General features: G+C 33.1%; 17 protein-coding genes. 8 read left to right on the forward strand and 9 right to left on the reverse strand.

What is annotated here, in order from left to right:
- Positions 1 to 27 precede the first annotated feature (27 nt).
- The 6 genes from QMO11_RS10230 to QMO11_RS10255 all read right to left on the reverse strand — a co-directional run bounded on the left by QMO11_RS10230 (position 28) and on the right by QMO11_RS10255 (position 7,088).
- Positions 28 to 1,029, reverse strand: coding sequence for a sensor histidine kinase (locus QMO11_RS10230; RefSeq protein WP_282037150.1), 1,002 nt, complete (start codon positions 1,027 to 1,029; stop codon positions 28 to 30).
- 293 nt (positions 1,030 to 1,322) lie between these two features.
- Positions 1,323 to 2,510: an outer membrane beta-barrel protein gene (locus QMO11_RS10235; protein ID WP_282037151.1), complete on the reverse strand. Its 1,188-nt coding sequence runs from the start codon at positions 2,508 to 2,510 to the stop codon at positions 1,323 to 1,325.
- Positions 2,511 to 3,040: 530 nt separating this feature from the next.
- Positions 3,041 to 3,730, reverse strand: a complete 690-nt coding sequence (locus tag QMO11_RS10240) for a response regulator transcription factor (RefSeq protein WP_282037152.1) — start codon at positions 3,728 to 3,730, stop codon at positions 3,041 to 3,043.
- A gap of 11 nt (positions 3,731 to 3,741) precedes the next feature.
- Positions 3,742 to 5,385 (reverse strand): sensor histidine kinase, encoded by a 1,644-nt coding sequence (locus tag QMO11_RS10245; RefSeq protein WP_075601643.1) that lies wholly within the window; start codon positions 5,383 to 5,385, stop codon positions 3,742 to 3,744.
- Positions 5,386 to 5,643: 258 nt separating this feature from the next.
- Positions 5,644 to 6,192, reverse strand: a complete 549-nt coding sequence (locus tag QMO11_RS10250) for a WcaF family extracellular polysaccharide biosynthesis acetyltransferase (RefSeq protein ID WP_282037153.1) — start codon at positions 6,190 to 6,192, stop codon at positions 5,644 to 5,646.
- Positions 6,192 to 7,088: a DMT family transporter gene (locus QMO11_RS10255; protein ID WP_282037154.1), complete on the reverse strand. Its 897-nt coding sequence runs from the start codon at positions 7,086 to 7,088 to the stop codon at positions 6,192 to 6,194. Before QMO11_RS10255 ends, QMO11_RS10250 begins: the two co-directional genes overlap by 1 nt.
- A 135-nt stretch (positions 7,089 to 7,223) precedes the next feature.
- On the opposite strand from QMO11_RS10255, the gene QMO11_RS10260 reads away from it, so the two are divergent.
- Entirely contained in the window at positions 7,224 to 8,567 is a 1,344-nt protein-coding gene (locus QMO11_RS10260; RefSeq protein WP_282037155.1) for an amidohydrolase family protein, read from the forward strand.
- Between the two features lie 34 nt (positions 8,568 to 8,601).
- Positions 8,602 to 9,192, forward strand: a complete 591-nt coding sequence (locus QMO11_RS10265) for a hypothetical protein (protein ID WP_282037156.1) — start codon at positions 8,602 to 8,604, stop codon at positions 9,190 to 9,192.
- Here QMO11_RS10265 and QMO11_RS10270 read toward each other — a convergent pair whose 3' ends face one another.
- Positions 9,193 to 9,675, reverse strand: coding sequence for a hypothetical protein (locus tag QMO11_RS10270; protein WP_282037157.1), 483 nt, complete (start codon positions 9,673 to 9,675; stop codon positions 9,193 to 9,195). It abuts the gene before it with no gap.
- A 227-nt stretch (positions 9,676 to 9,902) separates the two neighbouring features.
- Here QMO11_RS10270 and QMO11_RS10275 point away from each other — a divergent pair, with 227 nt between their 5' ends.
- The 4 genes from QMO11_RS10275 (at position 9,903) to modA (ending at position 12,833) form a co-directional block, all read left to right on the forward strand.
- Complete coding sequence (locus tag QMO11_RS10275) at positions 9,903 to 10,253, forward strand: winged helix-turn-helix domain-containing protein (RefSeq protein ID WP_075601649.1); 351 nt, start codon at positions 9,903 to 9,905, stop codon at positions 10,251 to 10,253.
- Positions 10,254 to 10,310: 57 nt separating this feature from the next.
- Positions 10,311 to 10,796: a tRNA (N6-threonylcarbamoyladenosine(37)-N6)-methyltransferase TrmO gene (gene tsaA / locus QMO11_RS10280; RefSeq protein ID WP_282037158.1), complete on the forward strand. Its 486-nt coding sequence runs from the start codon at positions 10,311 to 10,313 to the stop codon at positions 10,794 to 10,796.
- Between the two features lie 66 nt (positions 10,797 to 10,862).
- Positions 10,863 to 12,032 (forward strand): porin, encoded by a 1,170-nt coding sequence (locus QMO11_RS10285; RefSeq protein ID WP_282037159.1) that lies wholly within the window; start codon positions 10,863 to 10,865, stop codon positions 12,030 to 12,032.
- A 30-nt stretch (positions 12,033 to 12,062) separates the two neighbouring features.
- Positions 12,063 to 12,833 (forward strand): molybdate ABC transporter substrate-binding protein, encoded by a 771-nt coding sequence (gene modA, locus QMO11_RS10290; protein ID WP_282037160.1) that lies wholly within the window; start codon positions 12,063 to 12,065, stop codon positions 12,831 to 12,833.
- Positions 12,834 to 12,915: 82 nt separating this feature from the next.
- Here the strand turns inward: modA and QMO11_RS10295 are convergent, their stop codons facing one another.
- Positions 12,916 to 13,986, reverse strand: coding sequence for an Ldh family oxidoreductase (locus tag QMO11_RS10295; RefSeq protein WP_282037161.1), 1,071 nt, complete (start codon positions 13,984 to 13,986; stop codon positions 12,916 to 12,918).
- Between the two features lie 148 nt (positions 13,987 to 14,134).
- On the opposite strand from QMO11_RS10295, the gene QMO11_RS10300 reads away from it, so the two are divergent.
- Together QMO11_RS10300 and QMO11_RS10305 are read left to right on the forward strand one after the other, a co-directional pair.
- A complete protein-coding gene (locus QMO11_RS10300; RefSeq protein WP_282037162.1) occupies positions 14,135 to 16,018 on the forward strand; it encodes a hypothetical protein in 1,884 nt (627 codons plus the stop codon).
- Complete coding sequence (locus QMO11_RS10305; protein WP_282037163.1) at positions 16,002 to 17,909, forward strand: DUF3857 domain-containing protein; 1,908 nt, start codon at positions 16,002 to 16,004, stop codon at positions 17,907 to 17,909. The genes QMO11_RS10300 and QMO11_RS10305 overlap by 17 nt, the downstream gene beginning before the upstream one ends.
- Positions 17,910 to 17,978: 69 nt before the next feature.
- Here the strand turns inward: QMO11_RS10305 and QMO11_RS10310 are convergent, their stop codons facing one another.
- Positions 17,979 to 19,835 carry a mucoidy inhibitor MuiA family protein gene (locus QMO11_RS10310; RefSeq protein WP_282037164.1) on the reverse strand — a complete coding sequence of 619 codons (1,857 nt, stop codon included), beginning with the start codon at positions 19,833 to 19,835 and terminating at the stop codon, positions 17,979 to 17,981.
- Positions 19,836 to 19,913 lie beyond the last annotated feature (78 nt).

Below are 19,913 nucleotides of genomic sequence, written 5' to 3' on the forward strand. Positions count from 1 at the left end.
AATTAAGGTTCGGTTGATATTTATTAACTACTTTAACTTTTTTGAGCAAACTATAATAAACTTGGTTCCCAATTTACCATCAGATTCTACTTTAACCTCGCCTTCGTGTTTATCCATTATCTTTTTTACAATTGAAAGTCCTATGCCAGTACTTTCATGGATATCTTTGTGAGCAAGAGTTTGAAATACTTCGAATATCTTTTCGTGATATTTAGAGGGAATTCCAGGGCCATTATCTTCAAAACTTATCTCGTAAAAATTAGGTTTTTCTTCACTTGAAATAGTTATCTGGCAAAGTTTTTTGTCGTTATACTCTATGGCATTGTTTAACAAGTTCGATATTAGTTGTGATATCTGTGTTTTATCTCCATTTATGGTAGGCAAAGTACCTTGAATTTCGAGTTTTACATTATTTAGGTTCTGGTATTTTTCATACTCCTCATGTACCAAAAGGTTAAGGTTAATGGCTTCAACGGTAATTTTACCAATTTTAGAATAATGTAATATTCCATTAATTAAATTTTCGAGTCGCTCAACTTGTTTTAATAGTGTGTTTAAATGATCCTGAACCTCTTCAGTTTGTCCGTCCTCTAAATCTGCTTTTATGAACGATGCTAGGCTATATATTCCCCTGAGTGGAGCTTTTAAATCATGCGAGGTAACGTAAGCAAAGCGTTCGAGTTCTTTATTTTTTAGTTCGGTATCACTTAAGTTTTGGTTTATTTCTTTAATTTTTTTAAAGCTATCTAGTCCTGAGCTAACCACAACAAATACAAAGTGTGAACCCAATAAGAATATTATCCCAGACAGGAACTCGAGTAATTCAGAGCGACCTAAAATAACCAATAGAACAACAAATAGATAACCAATAAAAAAAACAAACATGGATATACTCAAGCCTCGCCATTTACCCCTTAGTTTATTTGTGGGTAACATATTAAGGATTCTTTTTGTGCGGTTTGCGCTTAATAGCATAATAACTGCACCTACAGAAATAAAAGTTATTGTTATGTAATCGTATAAAGTCATGAAGGGCTATTTTAAAGTAGTTATACTTAATACAAAAATGCGAATGTGCCTATTTGTATTACTAAAATAACTATTGCTGAGTTATTTATTATGCTTTTTGAAATATTATACCATTAAAATTTTAAAAGCCCTTCTTTTATTGAATGTTTTATATTTACTGTATTATTGGTGGAAATAGAATAATATTAAATGGTTTAACCAGCGCAGAGTAACGATAGTACTCACTTTATATGTTACCTATTGTATTTAGTTTAGGATTAGCTTTATCGAAAAGAGCTGTTCATAATTTAATTTTAAAGTTTAAAACAGTACGATATTGTAAATACCAGGTTGTTTATTTTACCATAATCAAGTTCTGATACAGATACTAAGGATTGGCTCTTTATTTCGTAATTAGCAGAAAGGTTAAAGTAATTTTTATTTTGTGTATGCCATTTTAATCCGGCTCCAAATGTGTAAAATAGTTGATACTTACTTATACTAGCATCTTTCTCATTTTGGGTATATTCTGATCTGTGATTAACCAAGGTTGAGTTGTTATTAAGTGCAATGCTATTTATAATACCCGCATTTATAAAAGGTTGGAATTTTTTCATAGGGAGACTATATCTTACTTTTATAGGAGTCTTTATAGCAGTGTAGTCAATACTAACTAAATGGTAGCTATCATCGCTATAGGAGTTATATTCTATTTTGCTATCACCTTTATATTTTACGGCATACAGGCCAAGGGTAACATCCCAAACATAATGTGCCTTTAGAGGTTTAAACACAAAATCAACACCAACAGTAGCAGAACCTAAACTTAAGTCTGTATCTAAGGAGTTGATATTATATGTAATACCTGTATACCCAGCACCAGTTTCTAAATAAACTTTGTTTTTTGTTGTTTTGCTATAGTTCTGAGTATTCGGATTCTTAAACTGGTTGTATTTATTAGTAATATTTACTAGGCTTTTATAATAAAACTCTGTGTTTTTTATTTGAGAAGTTAACTTAGGTGCATCCCGAAAGGTGTATAATAAAGCACCTATATATTGTTTTGATTCTTTGCTGTACTTTGTCCCATCGTCTTTTTCAATTATGGTTTCCTTATTGCTTAATAAAGTTAGTCGGCCTTCCTGATCGATAAAAAATAAATCATCGCCACTATGCTTAAGGTAGTATAAACTGGCATCTCCTTGAACTAATACTTCTAAAAAGAAGTTTGCACTATCTGCATTAAGTTTTACTGTTTTACTAATGTAATATTTATCAGTACTAGCAGTGTATGCTTTAATATCGTTTGGGAGATAGGTGTGAGTGGTGTTTGTGTCTCTAAAAATACAGGATTCAGAATTTTTAATGTTAGATCGTAGGTTAACCTCTCCGTATAGGGTATCTCCATTCAGTGTGATAACTGATCCTTTTACAAAATCAGACTGGGCCATAGTAAGGCTTGTTATGCACAATAAAATGGCACAACTAATTTGTTTAATCATATCTAAGGGTTTATTATTTAGGAGGCTAAAATAACTACAAAAATTTAAAGGTGGGCTGTCTATTTCTAGAAAAACGATCGACGGATATTTGTTTTTGATTAGAGGTGTTATGTAAAGGATAAAAATAAAGTTGATAAACTATAAATGCTTCCTTCGGTATAGTCCATCATCAAAAGCTTAAAGCAGCGTTGCGGACCAGTTAATATATATATTTATAATTGTTTTACCCAGGGCAACCATAATCTATATAGATTCTGCTCGCTGAAAGAAGGTGAACCTTTGCCTATATGGGATATTGGCTTCAGGAAGTCATTTGGGCAATAATCTATATACGCAAAGCACTTCCGGAGAGAATTTGATCAATAATCTATATACGCAAAGCATTTCCTGAAAGGCTTTGGCCAATAATCTATATCAATTATGCCTCCCGGAAACAATTTGGGCATTATCCCATATGCGATAAGCCTTTAAACGATATAGCGAAAAATACTTTGTATAAAGTATGACTATGTTTTATAAAGCTTTGAGGTTTATTCTTTGTTCACTTTTAATAGATAACCACTTCCGTGGATGTTTACAATTTCTACGTGTTTATCTTCTCTTAGGTATTTTCTCAGCTTGGTTATATAAACATCCATGCTACGCGTAGTAAAATAATTATTCTCGCCCCATATTTTGGTAAGGGCTTTTTCACGAGGCATTACTTTATTAATATTCTCGCATAACATTTTTAATAAATCGGCTTCTTTCGGTGAGAGTTGTTGCGAGTAGTTTTCAGAACTTAGAGTACGCATTTCGTAGTTAAATTCTAAAAAACCTAATTTGTATACGCTTTCTTTGGGACTAACTTCTTGATGAGTAGATCTGCTAAGTATGGCATTTATTTTTGCTATAAGTATTTCAGAGTCAAAAGGCTTGGTTATGTAATCATCTGCTCCAACGCCATATCCCTGTAATACATCTTCTTTTAGTGTTTTTGCGGTTAAAAATATGAGGGGGATATTTTCGTTTATGGTCTTAATTTCTCTTCCAATAGTAAAGCCATCAACGTTTGGAAGCATAACATCCAAAATGCAAATGTCAAAATAATCAGGCATGTAGGTTTTCATTGCATTAGCGCCATCCTTCACCCAGGTTACATTGAACCCATTTATTTCGAGGTACGATTTCATAACAGTCCCAAAATTGAGATCGTCTTCTACCATAAATACCTTCTTCATATTTCTTAGTTTTAGTTAAGTTGTTTTTCGTTTAGGGGTAAAGTTAAGGTAAATTGACTTCCCTCGCCAAGTTTACTTTTGAGTTTAATATCGCCTTTGTGTTGAAGCATAACTGCTTTTACGTAGCTTAAGCCAAGGCCAAATCCTTTTACATTGTGTATGTTGCCTTTTGTTGCTCTAAAAAACTTATCAAAAGCTTTGGCTTGCTGTTCTTTACTCATTCCAATGCCATTGTCTTTTACGCAAATTTCAATGCTAGTTTTTGTATTTGTAGTACTTACCTCTATATGAGGTTCCTCTTTACAATATTTAATAGCATTTTCGAACAAATTAAGCAAAACATTGGTAATATGCACTTCATCAACCAAGCAAGAAGTTTTTGGAGCATTAAAATTTGATAAGATAACCCCTTCTTTCTCATTCACAAGAAGCGCTATTTTATTAATGGCTTCTTGAATTATTTTATGAATATCAACACTAATAGGGACCAACTGTAAATCTTTTTTTTCTATCAAAGACATTTGCAGAACACGCTCAACTTGTTTATTCATGCGTTGATTTTCTTCCTTAATAATCCGTATAAACGGAGAAATATTTTCCGGACTGTTCAATATTATTGGATTTGCAATATTATCTGCAGCTAAATTAATGGTTGCAATAGGAGTTTTTAGTTCATGAGTCATATTGTTGATAAAGTCCGATTTTATTTCCGAAACTTTTTTCTGATCAACAATAGTTTTAAGGGTGAAATAAAAAGTAAGAAGTATAATTACAGTAAGTAAAAAAGAGCCCCCAAATAATAAGGAAAGTGATTTCATAATAAATCGATCTTTATCGGGGAAGTATATATCGAGAACATAACTATTTTGGCCTCGCATAATATTATCCGGAAAGAGCAAGCAACTAAATAGTTTTGAACTTTCATCAACCTCATAATATTTAGATGATAAAGTGGTTTTGTTAGATCGGTTATTGGTGTATATACCAAATTCGTAATCTAAATTGACACCTCTATTAAATAACTCACTTTTAAGTGTTTTCTGAAGCTCCTTTTTATTTATAAATTTCCGTTTATCCGATTTTTGCATATGAAGCTCATAATTAAACTGATTAAAAAGCGTCATGGCATTTATCGTTCCGTTTTGAATGTGATTGATAATTTGGTTTAATGAATCTGTTAAATGATTCATAGCCTTTTCAATCTCATACATATTAGCACCGTTTTGAGGATCTAAAGTATTTCGTGATATCTGATATTTTCGGCTAATGCCATTCTCGGTAATATTTGCTTGTGCCGAGAATATACCATACGGATTGTGCTCCATTATTTTTACAACGCCCGTATTAGTAGCTTGTTTGTTGTTTTGAGTGGCTGTACTAGGAAAATATGGAACCGTGTAGCTTCTACTATTTTTTGCAGTATCAATACTCAATGAAACCTGATTATTTGGCGCATATTGATTCAAGAAATAATTAGCGGCTTGGTTTCTTTGAAGTTTATATACGGTTTGATTTAAAGCATCAAATACCGAAGCATTAAATTTCTCAGTTTGTACGTTAATAGCGTTGCTTACCCAAATGTACTGTAGCGCAATAATCCCGAACAGAGAAATGCACATTAATGTTACTAAACCAACTAAAGTTCTTTTTTGCATATTGTAGATTAACCTTTTTACCTATACAAATATAGAGTTTTATAATGCCTGCAATTACACTTTAACTAATCCTTAACTCACTTTAACCCGCCCTTAACCCTGTACTATTTATAAGATGCATACTTTTACAATGACAATAAAACAAGGGTTAATTTTCATAGTGTAGTGTAAAATAGTAGAAGAACATGAATTTGCTTGCAAGTTCATGTTTTTTTATGCCTAATTTTTAAATTAATGTAATGTTGGCTGTTGATGTGCTTAATTCATTACTCGATCTTTTACCTTGAGGGCAGGATTACCTCGATAAATTGAAAAAGCCTCAAGACTATTAGAAGCCACAGAATTAATTGCCAATACCGAATGTGTTTTGCAAAGTGTGTTAGCTGTTACAGTAGATTTTGCACCTATCCATACGCCATCTTCCAGGGTAATGGGACCGATCATTAAGTCAAAGGTTTCTTTAGTATAATTATGGTTTCCACAGAGCAAAAGAACACCTTGTGATAAGCAACAATTAGCACCAATCGTCACTGTATCTAAATTATCTATCCATACTTGTTCTCCTATCCAAGTATTTTCACCAATTGAAAGTTTCCAAGGATATTTAATATTCACACAGGGTTTAATTACTACACCTTTGCCTATGTGCGCCCCAAAACACTTTAACAGAAATACTTTTATACCCGATATCGGAATTAATGAATGATTGAATACCAAGGCATTTGTCCAATACCATAGGGTACGTTTAATAATGTTTCCGGGTTTATACCAACTATTATTGTATTTCGATAAATCGGTTCGTTTCATTATTTAGTTCCAAAAATGAGTAATGTGATACCAACAAGTATACCTAATAAATAAAGCGCTTTTACTTTAATATTCTTTTCATTAAAGAAGATGGCGGCAAATGTAAACGCTATAATAACACCTCCTCTGCGTAAAGCTGATATTACTGAAATCATACTATCAGGAATGTGTAAAGCATAAAAATAGAAAAAATCAGCTATTATTAAGAAAATACCAATTAATGGGATACTCCATCTCCACTTGAAGGTGGTAGTTTTGTTTCTTTGAGGTAACCAAATAATTAGTACAATAGGAATCATAAGGGCTACTTGATAGAAAGTAAAATAGCACTGTACGGCCATTCGGTTAATTTTCTGAAGTAAAAATTTATCGTATAAACCACTTACAGCACCTAATAAGGTTCCTATTATTATAAATAAAATCCATTTGTTACGTTTAAAATTGATGCCTTCTGTTTTACCTGCTATAGAGAAAAGGTAAAAGAACCCTAGAGTTACAATAATACCTATCCACTGAAGTGGACTTAGGCGTTCATTAAAAATAATGATTGCTCCTATTAAAGTCCATAAAGGCCCTGTAGCTCTTATTGGTGCTACAATGGTAAGGGGTAAGTGTTTTAATGCAAAAAATGAAAAACTCCATGATCCAACCACAATCACTGATTTTAGTAATAGCATTAAATGTTCAGTGGTACTTATTGTGGGAATATAAAATAAGCTAGATTCATTTAACAAACCAGAGTTGGAAAAATATAATAGTGGGATAAATAGGAGCGAACTGCTTATTGAGCTGAATAATAATATGGGAAATACAGCATTATTATTTAATGATACTTTTTTTACTACATCATATACACCTAAAAACAGCGCTGATACTAAGGCTAAGATCCACCACATTATAAATAATTGTTCTAATTAGTTTAATTCTGCTGCAAAACTATTAATTAGATTGAGTGCACGAAAGTAAATAGAGTTATTGTTTTGTATAAAGATGTGAAAACGCTAAATTGAGTTGTCTAAGAATATCTATATATGAACTATCTGCTATTAAAAAACGGTTTTGTTGTTAGTCCTCATTCTATTAAAAAGGAAGATATTTTGGTAGGCGGTAATAAAATATTAGAAATTGCCCCTAATTTAAAACGACCAACTTCAGAAACGCCGGTTATTGATGCATCAGATAAATACATAATGCCTGGTATTATAGATATTAATAGAAGTTTTCTCGAATTTATCAAATGTCAATCAGATACTGAAGAGATCTTAAGGTTGAACCAAGCACAGATGTATAATGGAACAACCATGATGATTGATTCTATTGAAGATAATCCTAAAAAAGATTACCAAAAAAATATTGAAGCAGCTAAAAAACGTGGCAGCCAGAATAGTATTGATTTTAGTTTTCATTTAAAGTTTAATAAGCTCAAAAACATAACAACAGATATTATTGATAATAGTTATTTGCACGAAGGTATAAGTAGTTTAACCATTAACATAGGTAGCCTTTATGCAGTTTCTGAAGAAGTTATACAAAATATATTATCTGGTATTTTAAATAACGATCTTTTGTTGGTTTGCGATTTAAGTATCAACCACAATAAAGAAGAGAAGTCTTCAGAGTTATACAGTACTATAACCATTGAGGATCATTTTCAAACATTGAATATGCTTATCAATGTAGGTGTTTCATATGGTTGCTCAATAATGTTTACCAATATATTATTTGTAGAAGAGTATAACCTTATTTACGGAGGTATTGAGCGAAAAGCCGATTTTTATGGAAGTTTAATTCTTCCATTCAATATCGGAGAAACTCAAAAAGTAAATGGTCTTTCAAATAGAAATTATCTATTTAAAGACGCAACTAATAAGTTAACATTTCTGAGTGAAGAGGCTGTTTGGCAAATTATAAACTCAAATAGATTCATAATTGCTAGCCCGCCATTTAATTTGCAAAGCTCTAAAGATGTTTCGGGCGGGTTGGTTTACAATAGGCCAGATAGGTATCATTATTTAAGAAATTATCAAAGTGTTCTTTTTACATCTGGAGTTAATCAAAAGCAAATTAGTATACAAAAGTTGAGTAATATTACTTCAACTCTGCCTGCAAAACTTATGGGTGTATATCCTCAAAAAGGTATTTTAGCAATTGGATCAGATGCAGATATAGTGGTTTGGAATCCTGATTTCGATAGGAATTTATATTGTACCTTGCCATCAGCAGAAGCAAATCATAATGAATACAAATTAAAAGGTAGGTGCGATTTTGTATTTTTAAAAGGACAAATGGTATACAATGGTGAACTTTTCGACTCACGTAAAACTTCGGGGAGTTTTATTTTCCGAACGTCCTTAGAGCCTCTAAATTTGGAATAATTATTGTTATCTAAATCTACTAAAATGTAGTATTATGCGTATTCTTCTCCTTTTATTTGCCATTGTTACAACATCTTTTTGCGTTAAAGCACAAGATAATATTGCAATGCAGAATATTGATCATGGTAGCGATATTATGCTTCAACTAGATTCTTTGGAACTAGTTTATAATATACAACCCAAAGTGAGTTATGAATTGGGTACAAGTGCTTTTACTAATTTCGATGGTTTTTACGGATTCAATACTTATGTATCTCCGCATATGGTATTTCAGCCAAGTAAAAAGTGGATTGTAGACGGAGGGGTTTATTTGGGCAGAACGCAGGCTTTTAATGTGCCATACTACAACAATACAAGTGCTGATCAAACTATTATAGATATGGGTGTTTATGCCAGAGGAACCTATTTGGTTAACGATAAGCTTTATGTAGGTGGAGCAGGATATATGAATTATGCAAATGTAGAAACATCGTTGCCAAATGATAGAAGAAATGCCTATAACAATATAACCGGAGAAACCTTTGTGGGATATAAATTCTCTGATTCATTTCGTGTTGAAGCAGGATTTAGCATAAGTAATTATAATACTAATAACCCTACATTCATGAATCAAAGAAACTTTTAATTATTCTTCGTCTCTGTAATTATCTCTATTTTTTATATTGACTACGAATGATGCATGGTGCATTTTCACATATTGATCTAACAGCCTAAAACCATCCCCGCTTAAATTCATAATTGAGGGATAAAACTCAACAATTAATTCTTTGGCTTTGGCATGAGTGAGCTCGATGAATTCAGAAACACCTTCAAGTGCTTTAATCTTTTTCACCACCCTTTCTACTCCAATTAGTTCTTCCTTTTTTCTGTAATCAGGATAGTTATTATCCTTATCGAGTACTGATTCAGAGGTAGATATAATTTGATTTGCAAAGGTCTCAATAATTTCTTCAGCAATATCATCTTCCTTACTATTAGGGTGATACTTATGAAACAACATAAGCATCTCTAATTTAAATTTAGTTCTAAATTTAGCATAAAACTCATCTGTAGCTTCAAATGCTTTTAGTAGTTCTCGAATCTTATCTTCTTTATTAAATTGCTTCATGACGTATTCTAATTCAAATGATTATTACCTATAAAGGTCTGAATATTAGAAATGTTTAGTTTGATTCCATTCAATTTACGTCAATTTTATTTATCAGTCTACATTTTTGTCGAAAAATAGATAATTATGTTTCCATTCTGTAGAAAATACTTTATGACAACTTACTTATTCGTTTGATTATTAGTGAATTGTTTTGTTTGGCATAGGTTTTATAACACACCCTAAGTATGAAACAGCCTTTTAGTATAAATACAAAACTCGAGATTGATAAAAATGGTGTTCTGTTTTTAAATGAGAAGAGAATACGATTATTAAAACTTATCGGAGATCTGGGTTCAATTAATGCAGCTACTAAGGAAATGAAGATGTCATATCAGCAGGCATGGTCATTTATAAAAGAGATGAACGAAATGTCACCTCTTCCATTGGTGATACGAAAAAGAGGAGGTTCAAATGGCGGTGGAGCCTACTTAACGAAATCAGGTGAGAATGCTTTGGCTGTATATAAGCAGATTGCGGCATCACAAGAAGCTTTAAATAAGCAGATAGTAGAGCATCTAGGTTGTCATTTTTTTTAAAAACCGTTATTCATTTCTATGAATAATGCAATTCAGTAATCTAAAAAATAATCATATATGAACACTATTAGTTTCGTGGCGATTGGAACTATACATACGCCGCATAAAACACTATCCGATATGCCAATTCAGCCCAATGGCGCAAAAGGCATAAGTGGGTTTATTGAATTACAAGAGGAGCTTATTGAAGGCTTAAGTGATTTAGATGGCTTTTCGCATTTAACTCTTTTGTATCATCTGCATAAAGTAGAAAAGTGTGAATTAAAAGTAACACCATTTATGGATAGTGTCCCTCGTGGCATTTTTGCCACACGATCTCCTATTCGACCAAATCCAATTGGTTTATCCACGGTAAAATTTAAAAATATTGAGGGCAACCGAATTTATATTGAAGATGTAGATATGTTAGATGGTAGTCCGTTAATTGACATTAAACCTTTCTTCGGAGAAATGGATAATCGTTACAATGTTTCTTTAGGTTGGCTCGATAAATCAAAAGGTTCGTGCTGTGAGACAGTTAGATCAGATGAGCGATTTGTATAGTATAAACCAAATCCGTCAACATTTTTAAATTTTAATTACCGTTATTCATTTTTTAGAACAAAGCTTATGAAGTACAATGCAATATTAATTTTCCTATTAATAATAACATTTCAGGTTGCGCGAGCTGCAGAAGAAGAGAACGAAATAAACCCATTTATTAAATTAGATAAGAATAAGTTATTTCAACCAGTGCTCGATCTTGAGTTTTGGTATGTATATAGTATGAACGAGAAACAATCAGGGGAGGAAGTTTATGATCGATCAGATGCGATGTTTAGAAGAGTAAGAATTGGAGCAAAGGGAAATCCCACACCTTGGTTAAATTATATATTCAGATTCAGTGCCGATAGGGTTGGTGAAGATGTATATACTGCAGTTAAGGGTTCTTACAATGGGATATCGGTATGGAATGGTTACTTTACAATAAAACCGTTATCAGATAAAAACCTTTTGAATATCCACATGGGATATTTTTGGACAGGTGTTAGTCGTGAATTTACAAACTCTCCATGGAATGTCGCAAGTTTAGATAAAACTAGGTCAAACTATTATTTGCGTCATTTTGTTAGTGGAAAGGGTAATGGTATTGAAAGTGGAATTGCCCTAGGTGGTATTAAAAACTTTAATAAATGCGCCATTAGTTATCGTACAGGGGTATATGAACCAAGTGCCTACTCATGCAGTAATTACGGGAATAAATTATTTACAGGTAGGGCGGTTTTAACTATTGGAGATGGAGAACAGTCGAAATATAGTTATATGGTGCCCGCTAATAATTGGCGAAAAACCAAAAGTATTTCAATCGGACTAGGAGGTTCTAGTCAGCAAAACGGTAAACTTTGTGATTCTGTTTTGTTTAAAACATCTTACACTTATGGTGCCGATTTGTTAGTTTGTTACAAAGGCATTCGTCTAGAAGGAGAGTGTTTTGCTATGAAACGAGAGGATCAAGCTAAGCAAAAAATAGATGCGATAACATGGTATGCAAGAGCTTCGTATAACTTTATTATTGCCAATAAATATATTGAAGCGGTGGTGTGTTATGATTCTTATGATGCAAGCGGAAATAAATCTGTATATAAGTTTATTGGTGATGACAATTCATTAGATATGGGGTTAAATTGGTACCTAAGTAAAGATAAACTTAAATTAGCCCTCCATTATATTATACAGGATGGTACAACATCGCCAAACTTAGGAAACTATATAGGAACAGCTCTACAATTTAGACTGTAATAAAATCTAACAAATAAAGAGGATATTAAGATGAGAGATATTAAAATAATTATAGTTGTAATTGCAATAGTACTTTGTTCATGTGTCAACAATTCAAAAAAGGATGCTCAAAATAGATTAGTTGTTTTTGCAGGCGCTGGATTAACAGATGCTTTAACTGAAATTTGCGATTCTTTTTTTATTACTAACGGTGTGGAAGTAAAGCTTAATTTAGCCTCAAGCGGAACACTTGCCCGCCAGATTGAACAAGGAGGAGAACCGGATTTATATATATCCGCAAGCAAAAGGTGGGCCGATTATATTGATAGTTTAGGCTATGTTGTTGATCAACAAAAAACGATGGTTGCAGGTAATAAGTTATCTCTTATTCAGCCTATAAATAGTAAAACTAGTGTTGATATAGATTCAGCAATTATTTGGAGTGATATACTAGCAGATGATTATTTTTCGATAGGAGATCCAAGTCATGTTCCAGCAGGCAAGTATGCTGTTGCAGCATTAAAACATTATGGATGGTACACTGCAATAAAGCCTAAGATGTTGCCTGCAAAAGATGTACGATCGGCTTTAATGGTTGTTGAATTGGGCGAAGTCCCTTACGGGATCGTATATAAAACCGATGCCTTAAAATCTTCAAAGGTTAAAATTGTTGCCGATTTTGCGGATGGATCACACCCTGCAATTCAAAATATAGCCTCTGTAATAAGCGATAAAAGTAACGCACAGTTGCTGTATAAATATTTGCAATCTCCATTGGCTAAATCAATTTGGATGAAGTATGGATTTTCTGTGCCAGAATAAAATAAACGAATTCTCTATAATCAATTAATGGAAAAGTAAGAAAGCTTGTTGGTTGAATAACAAGCTTTCTTACAATACTGTTTTATTCAAAGCTTAGCTTGAATTTTTCAGCCAAACTTTTTAAATCTTCTACTACAGGGGGAAGAAGGTCAATGCCATTTTTAAGTCGCTCTGCGGTAATGGCTCTTTCTGGGTCACCAGGAACCAATACTTGATCATGTCCTTCGCAAGGAACAGCATTTCGGAAAGTAGTTATCCAATTGTCCATATGCGATTTAAATTCGTCAGCAGGTCTAAATGCATCCACACGCATAGCTCCTAAAAAGTGTCCTATACCTTCACCAACTGGGTTTTCAGGCAATGGGGCATAAGCAACAAAAGGCGGAACCCATGGTCCGTAGTTTGCTCCTGGTAAAACAGCCGATAAGATATCTACCAAAGAACCTAAGCAATACCCTTTGTGACTTCCATGCACTCTATCGCTTCCCAAAGGCAACATTGCACCTCCTTTTTTAAGAATGGCAGCATCTGTTGATGGGTTTCCGTTTTCATCTTGAGCCCAACCTTCTGGTATACTCTCACCTTTACGCTGCAAAACTTCTAACTTACCATTGGCCACAGGTGTAGTTGCCATATCAATAACAACAGGAGGTTCCTTATCTGCCGGAATTGCAACCGAAATAGGATTGGTTCCTAAAAATTTACTTTTTGAGAAGGTGGGAGAAACCAGAGCACTTGCATTAGTCATACTCCATCCAATCATATCTTCCTCAGCAGCCATCATAGAGTGGTATCCGGCGATACCATAATGATTTGAGTTTTTAACAGCAACCCAACCGGTACCAGCAAGCTTTGCTTTTTCCATGGCAATTTTCATAGCCTTTGGAGCCACCATTAAACCTGCTCCTAGGTCACCATCAATAACGGCAGTACTGGGAGTTTCGTGAACTATTTTTACATTAGGTGTTGCATTTAAGCGACCCTTTTCCCATAAGCGAACATAGCCACTTAACCTTGCAACGCCATGAGAGTCAACTCCACGTAAATCAGCAGAAATAAGAACTTCAGCTGCTAAACTAGCATCGTCATTAGTACTACCCATGGCTAGGAATACATTTTTAATAAAATTTTGTAAATATTTTGCAGTATACATGTATCTGAATTAAAATGTGCAGCAAATATAACAAAAGTGAAATAAGTACTTTAATCAAAAAATAGCGATAGAATTATTATTTTAGAATTAATCTAAATGTATTATGATCTATATTTAGCCTTAGTTATACCTAAATAATCTAAAATCTATGAAAGAAAGACTGTTTGCCATATCCATGGCATTGCTGTGTTGTGTTCTATCAACGCAAGCAAAAGCACCAATCAAATTTGGAAAAGTTAGTATTGAAGAACTTGAAATGACAACGTATGAACCTGATACTAGTGCTGTTGCAGTAGTATTGTGTAAATATGGTTATTTTAGTGGAAATGATCTGACTTTTAGACAAGTACGAAGAGTTAAGGTTTTGAAGAAAGCTGGGGTTGGTTATGCTGAATTTAGTTTTCCAGGACCCGAGAGTATGGAAGTTCGCGGGCGAGTTTACAATTTGGTTGATGGTAAAATTAAAGAAGAGAAGCTTAAATCAGAATCGAAGTTTAAAGTTAGAATTGTTGATGACTGGTATAACATTCGTGTTGCGTTGCCTAACGTAAAAGTAGGTAGTGTTTTTGAAATTGAAACAACACAATTTTTGTTACCCTCTGAATTTAAATTCCAAGAAAGTATTCCGGTTAAGTATACAGAATTAAAGATAGAAAGCACACAGTATCTTGAATTTCGAAAGAGAAGTAGGGGATATATCACTATTAATAATATCGGCACTGATCATTTTAAAGCTAATGATGTTCCTGCCTTTAAGTCCGAGGCTTATATGGACTCTAAGGAAAATTATATAAGTAAATTAGAATTCGACTTACTTAAGGTTTCTTTTCCAGGATATTATCGTGAGTACACTACTACTTGGGGATCTGTAAACACCAGGTTAATGAAGAATTATTATTTTGGGCAAGTACTAAGAACCAGCCCTGGATTTTTATCAAAAATAAATAAAGAGATAGAGGCAAGCTGCTCAACAGAGAAGGATAAACTTCAAGCTGCATATGATGCTATAAAAGCCGTGAAATGGAATGGTAGTACCTCAGTTTACACCTCCGACCAAAGCTTGTCGCCTTGCTTCAAAGAAAAATCAGGTAATTCAACAGACCTTAATATGATGCTTCTAAAGCTTTTAAAGAAATTAGAAATAGAATCATATCCTGTTGTATTAAGTACAAGAGACCATGGGCAGTTGCATAAGTTCTATCCGAGTTTTAATAAATTAAACTACATGATAGTTCAGGCAGTTATTGGAGAAGAAACTTACTTGCTTGATGCTACAGAAAAGAATTTACCATTAGGAATGTTACCAAAGCGTTGTTTGAATAAAAACGCCCGATTGGTAAATGATTTCGAAGGGCTTTGGGTTGATGTAAGTACTACTGAAAAAGAAAAGGAACATTTTCAGTATGACTTAGTTTTGAATGAAGATTTGATTCTAGAAGGCACCTTAGATTGTAAAAGATACGGTTATGCAGCATTCGATTTCAGAAATAAATATATGAATTATGCTAGTGAAGAGGAGTATATAAACGATATAGAATCAAAGTTTGAAGGTCTTCGTATCATTAATCATAAATTAGATGATCTTGATTCAATAAAGCATCCCGTTGATGAACATTATGATATAAAGCTAGATGTTGGAGTTCAAAAAATGGGAGATTTGGTCATGTTAAGTCCTTTTATTCATCAACGAATTACAGAAAGCCCATTCAAATTAGAAGAACGCGTGTATCCTGTAGATTTTGCTTATAAACAAGAAGATTTTATCAGTAGTAAAATACAAATACCCGCAAATTATTCAGTTGAAGAATTGCCTAAACCATTGCGTGTTTCATTACCCGATAAAAGTGCATCCGCATTAATATCGTACTCTGTGTTAGGTAATGTTATTAATGCAATGTATTCTGTGAAGATTAGTAAAGAGTTGTTTTTACCTGAGGAATATGATTATCTAAAAAAGTTATACGCCTTATTAATTCAAAAACAATCGGAGCCAATAATTTTAAAGAAAAACCTTGATGAAGCTAAGTTATAATTTATTGCTTGTAACTGTTTTTATTGCCATAAGTGTTTCTGCGAAAAAAACACCTAAATATCCTGTTGCTGAAATTCCTAAAGAACTTCTCAATAATGCTGATGCAGTTGTGAGGCTAATGAGTACTGATATGTATGTTGCTTCAAAATCAAAAGTGCAGTATACAGAAACATATGTAATTACTATTTTAAAGGAAAGTGCAGCTAATAAAGGTAAATTCAGAGAAGCTTATAGTAAGCTGTCTTCGGTGTCTGATATACAAGCAACCGTTTATGATGCCAATGGCGATAAGATTAAATCGTTTAATAAAAGCGATATAACAGATTATGCTGCTATATCTGGGTTTTCAATATATGAGGATATGAGGGTTAAATATATTAATCCAAAAATTTCTACCTATCCATATACTATAGAATATAAGTATAAAAAAAGGTATAATTCTGCTTTTTATTCGCGAGGTTGGATGGCTTTTGATGGATATAATACGGCTATTGAAAAGTTGCAATTTCGTCTTCAGTATGGTAATGATTGTGAGGTTAAGTATAAAGAAAATAACTTAAGTACTGAGGGCACAGTTTCTACTGTTGATGGTACCACTTCTATTTTTTGGGAAGTTGAAGGTGTAGAAGCACCCATCAAAGAAACGAATAGTACTTACTTTCAGCATTACAGACCATATGTAAATATTGAGGCTAAAACTTTCTCACTCGGTGGAATCACAGGAAGTACAGAGTCATGGGAAGCCTTAAGTACATATTTTCATAAACTAAACGAGGGAAAAGATAAGATATCGGACGAAACCATTGAAAAAGTGGCTGCTTTACTTAATGATGATATGACGGATTATGAGAAAATAGCAGCCATATACCAATATAGTCAGAAGAAGAATCGTTACGTAAGCATACAAGAGGGGATAGGAGGTTTACAAACTTTTGGTGCGGATGTGGTGGATCGCCTTTCTTATGGCGATTGTAAAGCCTTATCCAATTACGTAGTTACCTTACTAAAGAACTTTGGATTTGATGCACAATATGCAATTATTCATGCTGGTTCCAAAGGGTATATGGATGAGGAATTTGTGAGTAATTACTTCAACCATGTTATAGCTTGTGTTCCTTTAAAGGAAGATACAGTTTGGTTAGAATGCACTAGCTCAAATTCGCCCTGTGGTTATTTAGGTGATTTTACAGATGATAGAAAAGCCTTGCTTGTAAAAGAAAAGGATGGTGGCATTGTTAATACGCCCGCTTTTAATGCGATGCAGAACAATGTAAATACCGATGCTGTAATTTCTGTAACTAAAGATGGAACTGCTAATATAGATGCCGTTTATACATATACAGGTAATTTTTATGGTGATAACTCGTATTTAATTCAGCTTGATGAAAAAGACAGAAGAAAGAAGTTGGTTTCTTCTATTGACTTGCCAAATATGAAATTAAATAGTTATGATTTAAAGGAAGATAAATTGCGCAAGCCAAAATTAGAAAAGCATATAAACGCTTCAGTAGATAACTTTAGTAGTTTTGTTGGTTCTCGTATGTTTGTAAATATAAATCCAATAAACTCTCAAAAGTGGGTGCCTCGATATTCTAGAAACAGAGTAGCTCCATTATTGTTAAAGGCAGATCAAAGCCATACTAAATCTATTTCGTTTGTTGTTCCTGATGATTATCAATTAGAGATAATACCTGACGACAAAAGAATTAATTCTGAATTTGGGAGCTATCAAATAAGTTTTCAAAAAGAGGATGGAAAAGTGAAATATCAGCGAAGTTTAATTCTTAATAAGGGTGAATTTCCAAAGGAAAAGTACAATGAGTATGTTGAGTTTATAGAAAAGGTTGTAAAGCTTGAAAAAGCCCAGTTGGTTTTTAAGAAGAAGGCCTAGTGAACTTTGTTTTGGTTTAAGGATAAATAAAAAAGGCATTAACGGTTTTAAGTTAATGCCTTTTAGTTTTTAATATCTTCTAGTAATTGTTTTATCCTTAGGGTATTTGATACTGTATTTTATAATTAGCTCCTTGGATTCATTAGGCTCAAGTTTAATTGTCCATTGGAGAATACCTGTTTCCTGTTCAATACTAGCATTAGAAATATTTAGAGTTTCAATAACGATACTTTTGTCTTTTGAGACTGGAATTTGATCATTAACGATTGTTTCTATAGGATAGGGCTTATTATTGCGAACAGTAATTTTTGAGGCAAATGTTTCTTTCTTGTTTGAGCCAATTAGTTTTTGCTCATAAAATTCAATTAGTTTTTCACGTTTAATATTGATGTTATTATCAATGCCAAATGAGATATCTAAAGTGTCAGTAAACTGTTTTGTGTTGAGATACGATTTACCTACATAAGCATCTTCAAGGTAAACATTAGCTCCGCCAGATAAAAAGTTAGCTTTATACCACTCTGGTATTTTTGCAACTAAATAAACACTTTCAATTAATTTAGGGCTAGTTTGATATTCAAAAAGGGCGTCAACAGCTGATTCTTTATAGGCTATTGTTGTAGCTTCATTATTTGAGCTTATATTTTGCGGACTATCAATAGTGTAATTGATTGTAGTTTCTGAGTGTGATTGTGTTGTTAATGGTACAGAAGATTTATCATTAGCTGCCTTTGTGGTTATCACTACAACACCATTTGTAGCTCTAGAACCATATAAAGCAGTTGCTGAGGCATCTTTAAGTACATCAATAGAAGCGATTCTATCCGCAGATATATTGGGGTTTTTACCCTGTGCTACACCATCTACAATATATAGCGGATCGGAGTTTTTTAAAGAGCTTGTTCCTCTAATTTGTACGCCGGGCACTCTTCCCTGTAGTGCATGAGCTACCTCTTCCTCTTCTAAACTCATATCAAATTCGATTTCTAAATCTTCATCAAATTCTACAGCATCATCAACAATATTTAATACACCTGTAACTGCAGGTGGTGGAGGTGGTGGTTGTAAGAAATTTACGTAATTGGGTTTTATACTTGGTATTTGAGCTGAGATATTAGTTTTTGCATTTGAAAGAGTAAGCTTCACATTTTCCCAATCAATACCTGTGTTTTGAACTATATTAGCTTTATAGTTTACTTTTAAGAGTTTATTTGTACCATTAAAACGCACATCGTATGATGGAGACCAAGTTGCCTTAGTTACCATGTAGTTAAATTTGATTGTTGCTTTTTTGTTAGAGGGCGAATTTATAATAATAGTTATGATCCCAGAAGGTATATCTTTTGTATTGTAGGCGCCATTCATCTGATTTTGTAATTTAGCCTTACTTTTCTGATATTCTTTTATCTGTTGTTGTTTCTTGAACTTTTCAATGCTTAAACTCTCATACTTTGAACCGTAAATATTATTCAAGGATTCAAAGCTTTGTGCCGAAATTACAATGCCTTCTGTTATTATCTTTTTATTATTTGTAAGAAAACTCAGTTTCTCATTAATGATGTTTATTCCAAGGTTTTCTTCATCAATTTTCAATTGAATAGCATTAATTTCATTTCGAAGTTCATTTATGTGTTCTTGTTTATCCAACTCATTAATAAAGTCTGTTGTTTGCTGAACATTTAATATTGTAAATGAGCCGTCACTCTTTATTTGGATGCTTTCTTTCTTGATATAGGGAGATAGGCCAATTAGAGTAATTTCACTTTTACCAGATTCTATATTACAGCTAGCTTCCCTTTCTATTTGAGCGCCTCTTGTAAATACGGTAACTTGTTTAATTTTGGAGGAAATTTCTTGTTTGCTTTGAGCACTTGAATTAGTGAGTATTAAAACTAAGGCACTGGCAATAAGTAGTAGTTTGTTCATAAGGAGGTTTTTATTATTAAACGAATGCAATATAAATAAAAAGGCATTAACTGTTGAAGTTAATGCCTTTTACGATAT

The sequence above is a fragment of the Saccharicrinis aurantiacus genome (assembly GCF_947489045.1).
Lineage (GTDB): Bacteria > Bacteroidota > Bacteroidia > Bacteroidales > Marinilabiliaceae > Saccharicrinis > Saccharicrinis aurantiacus.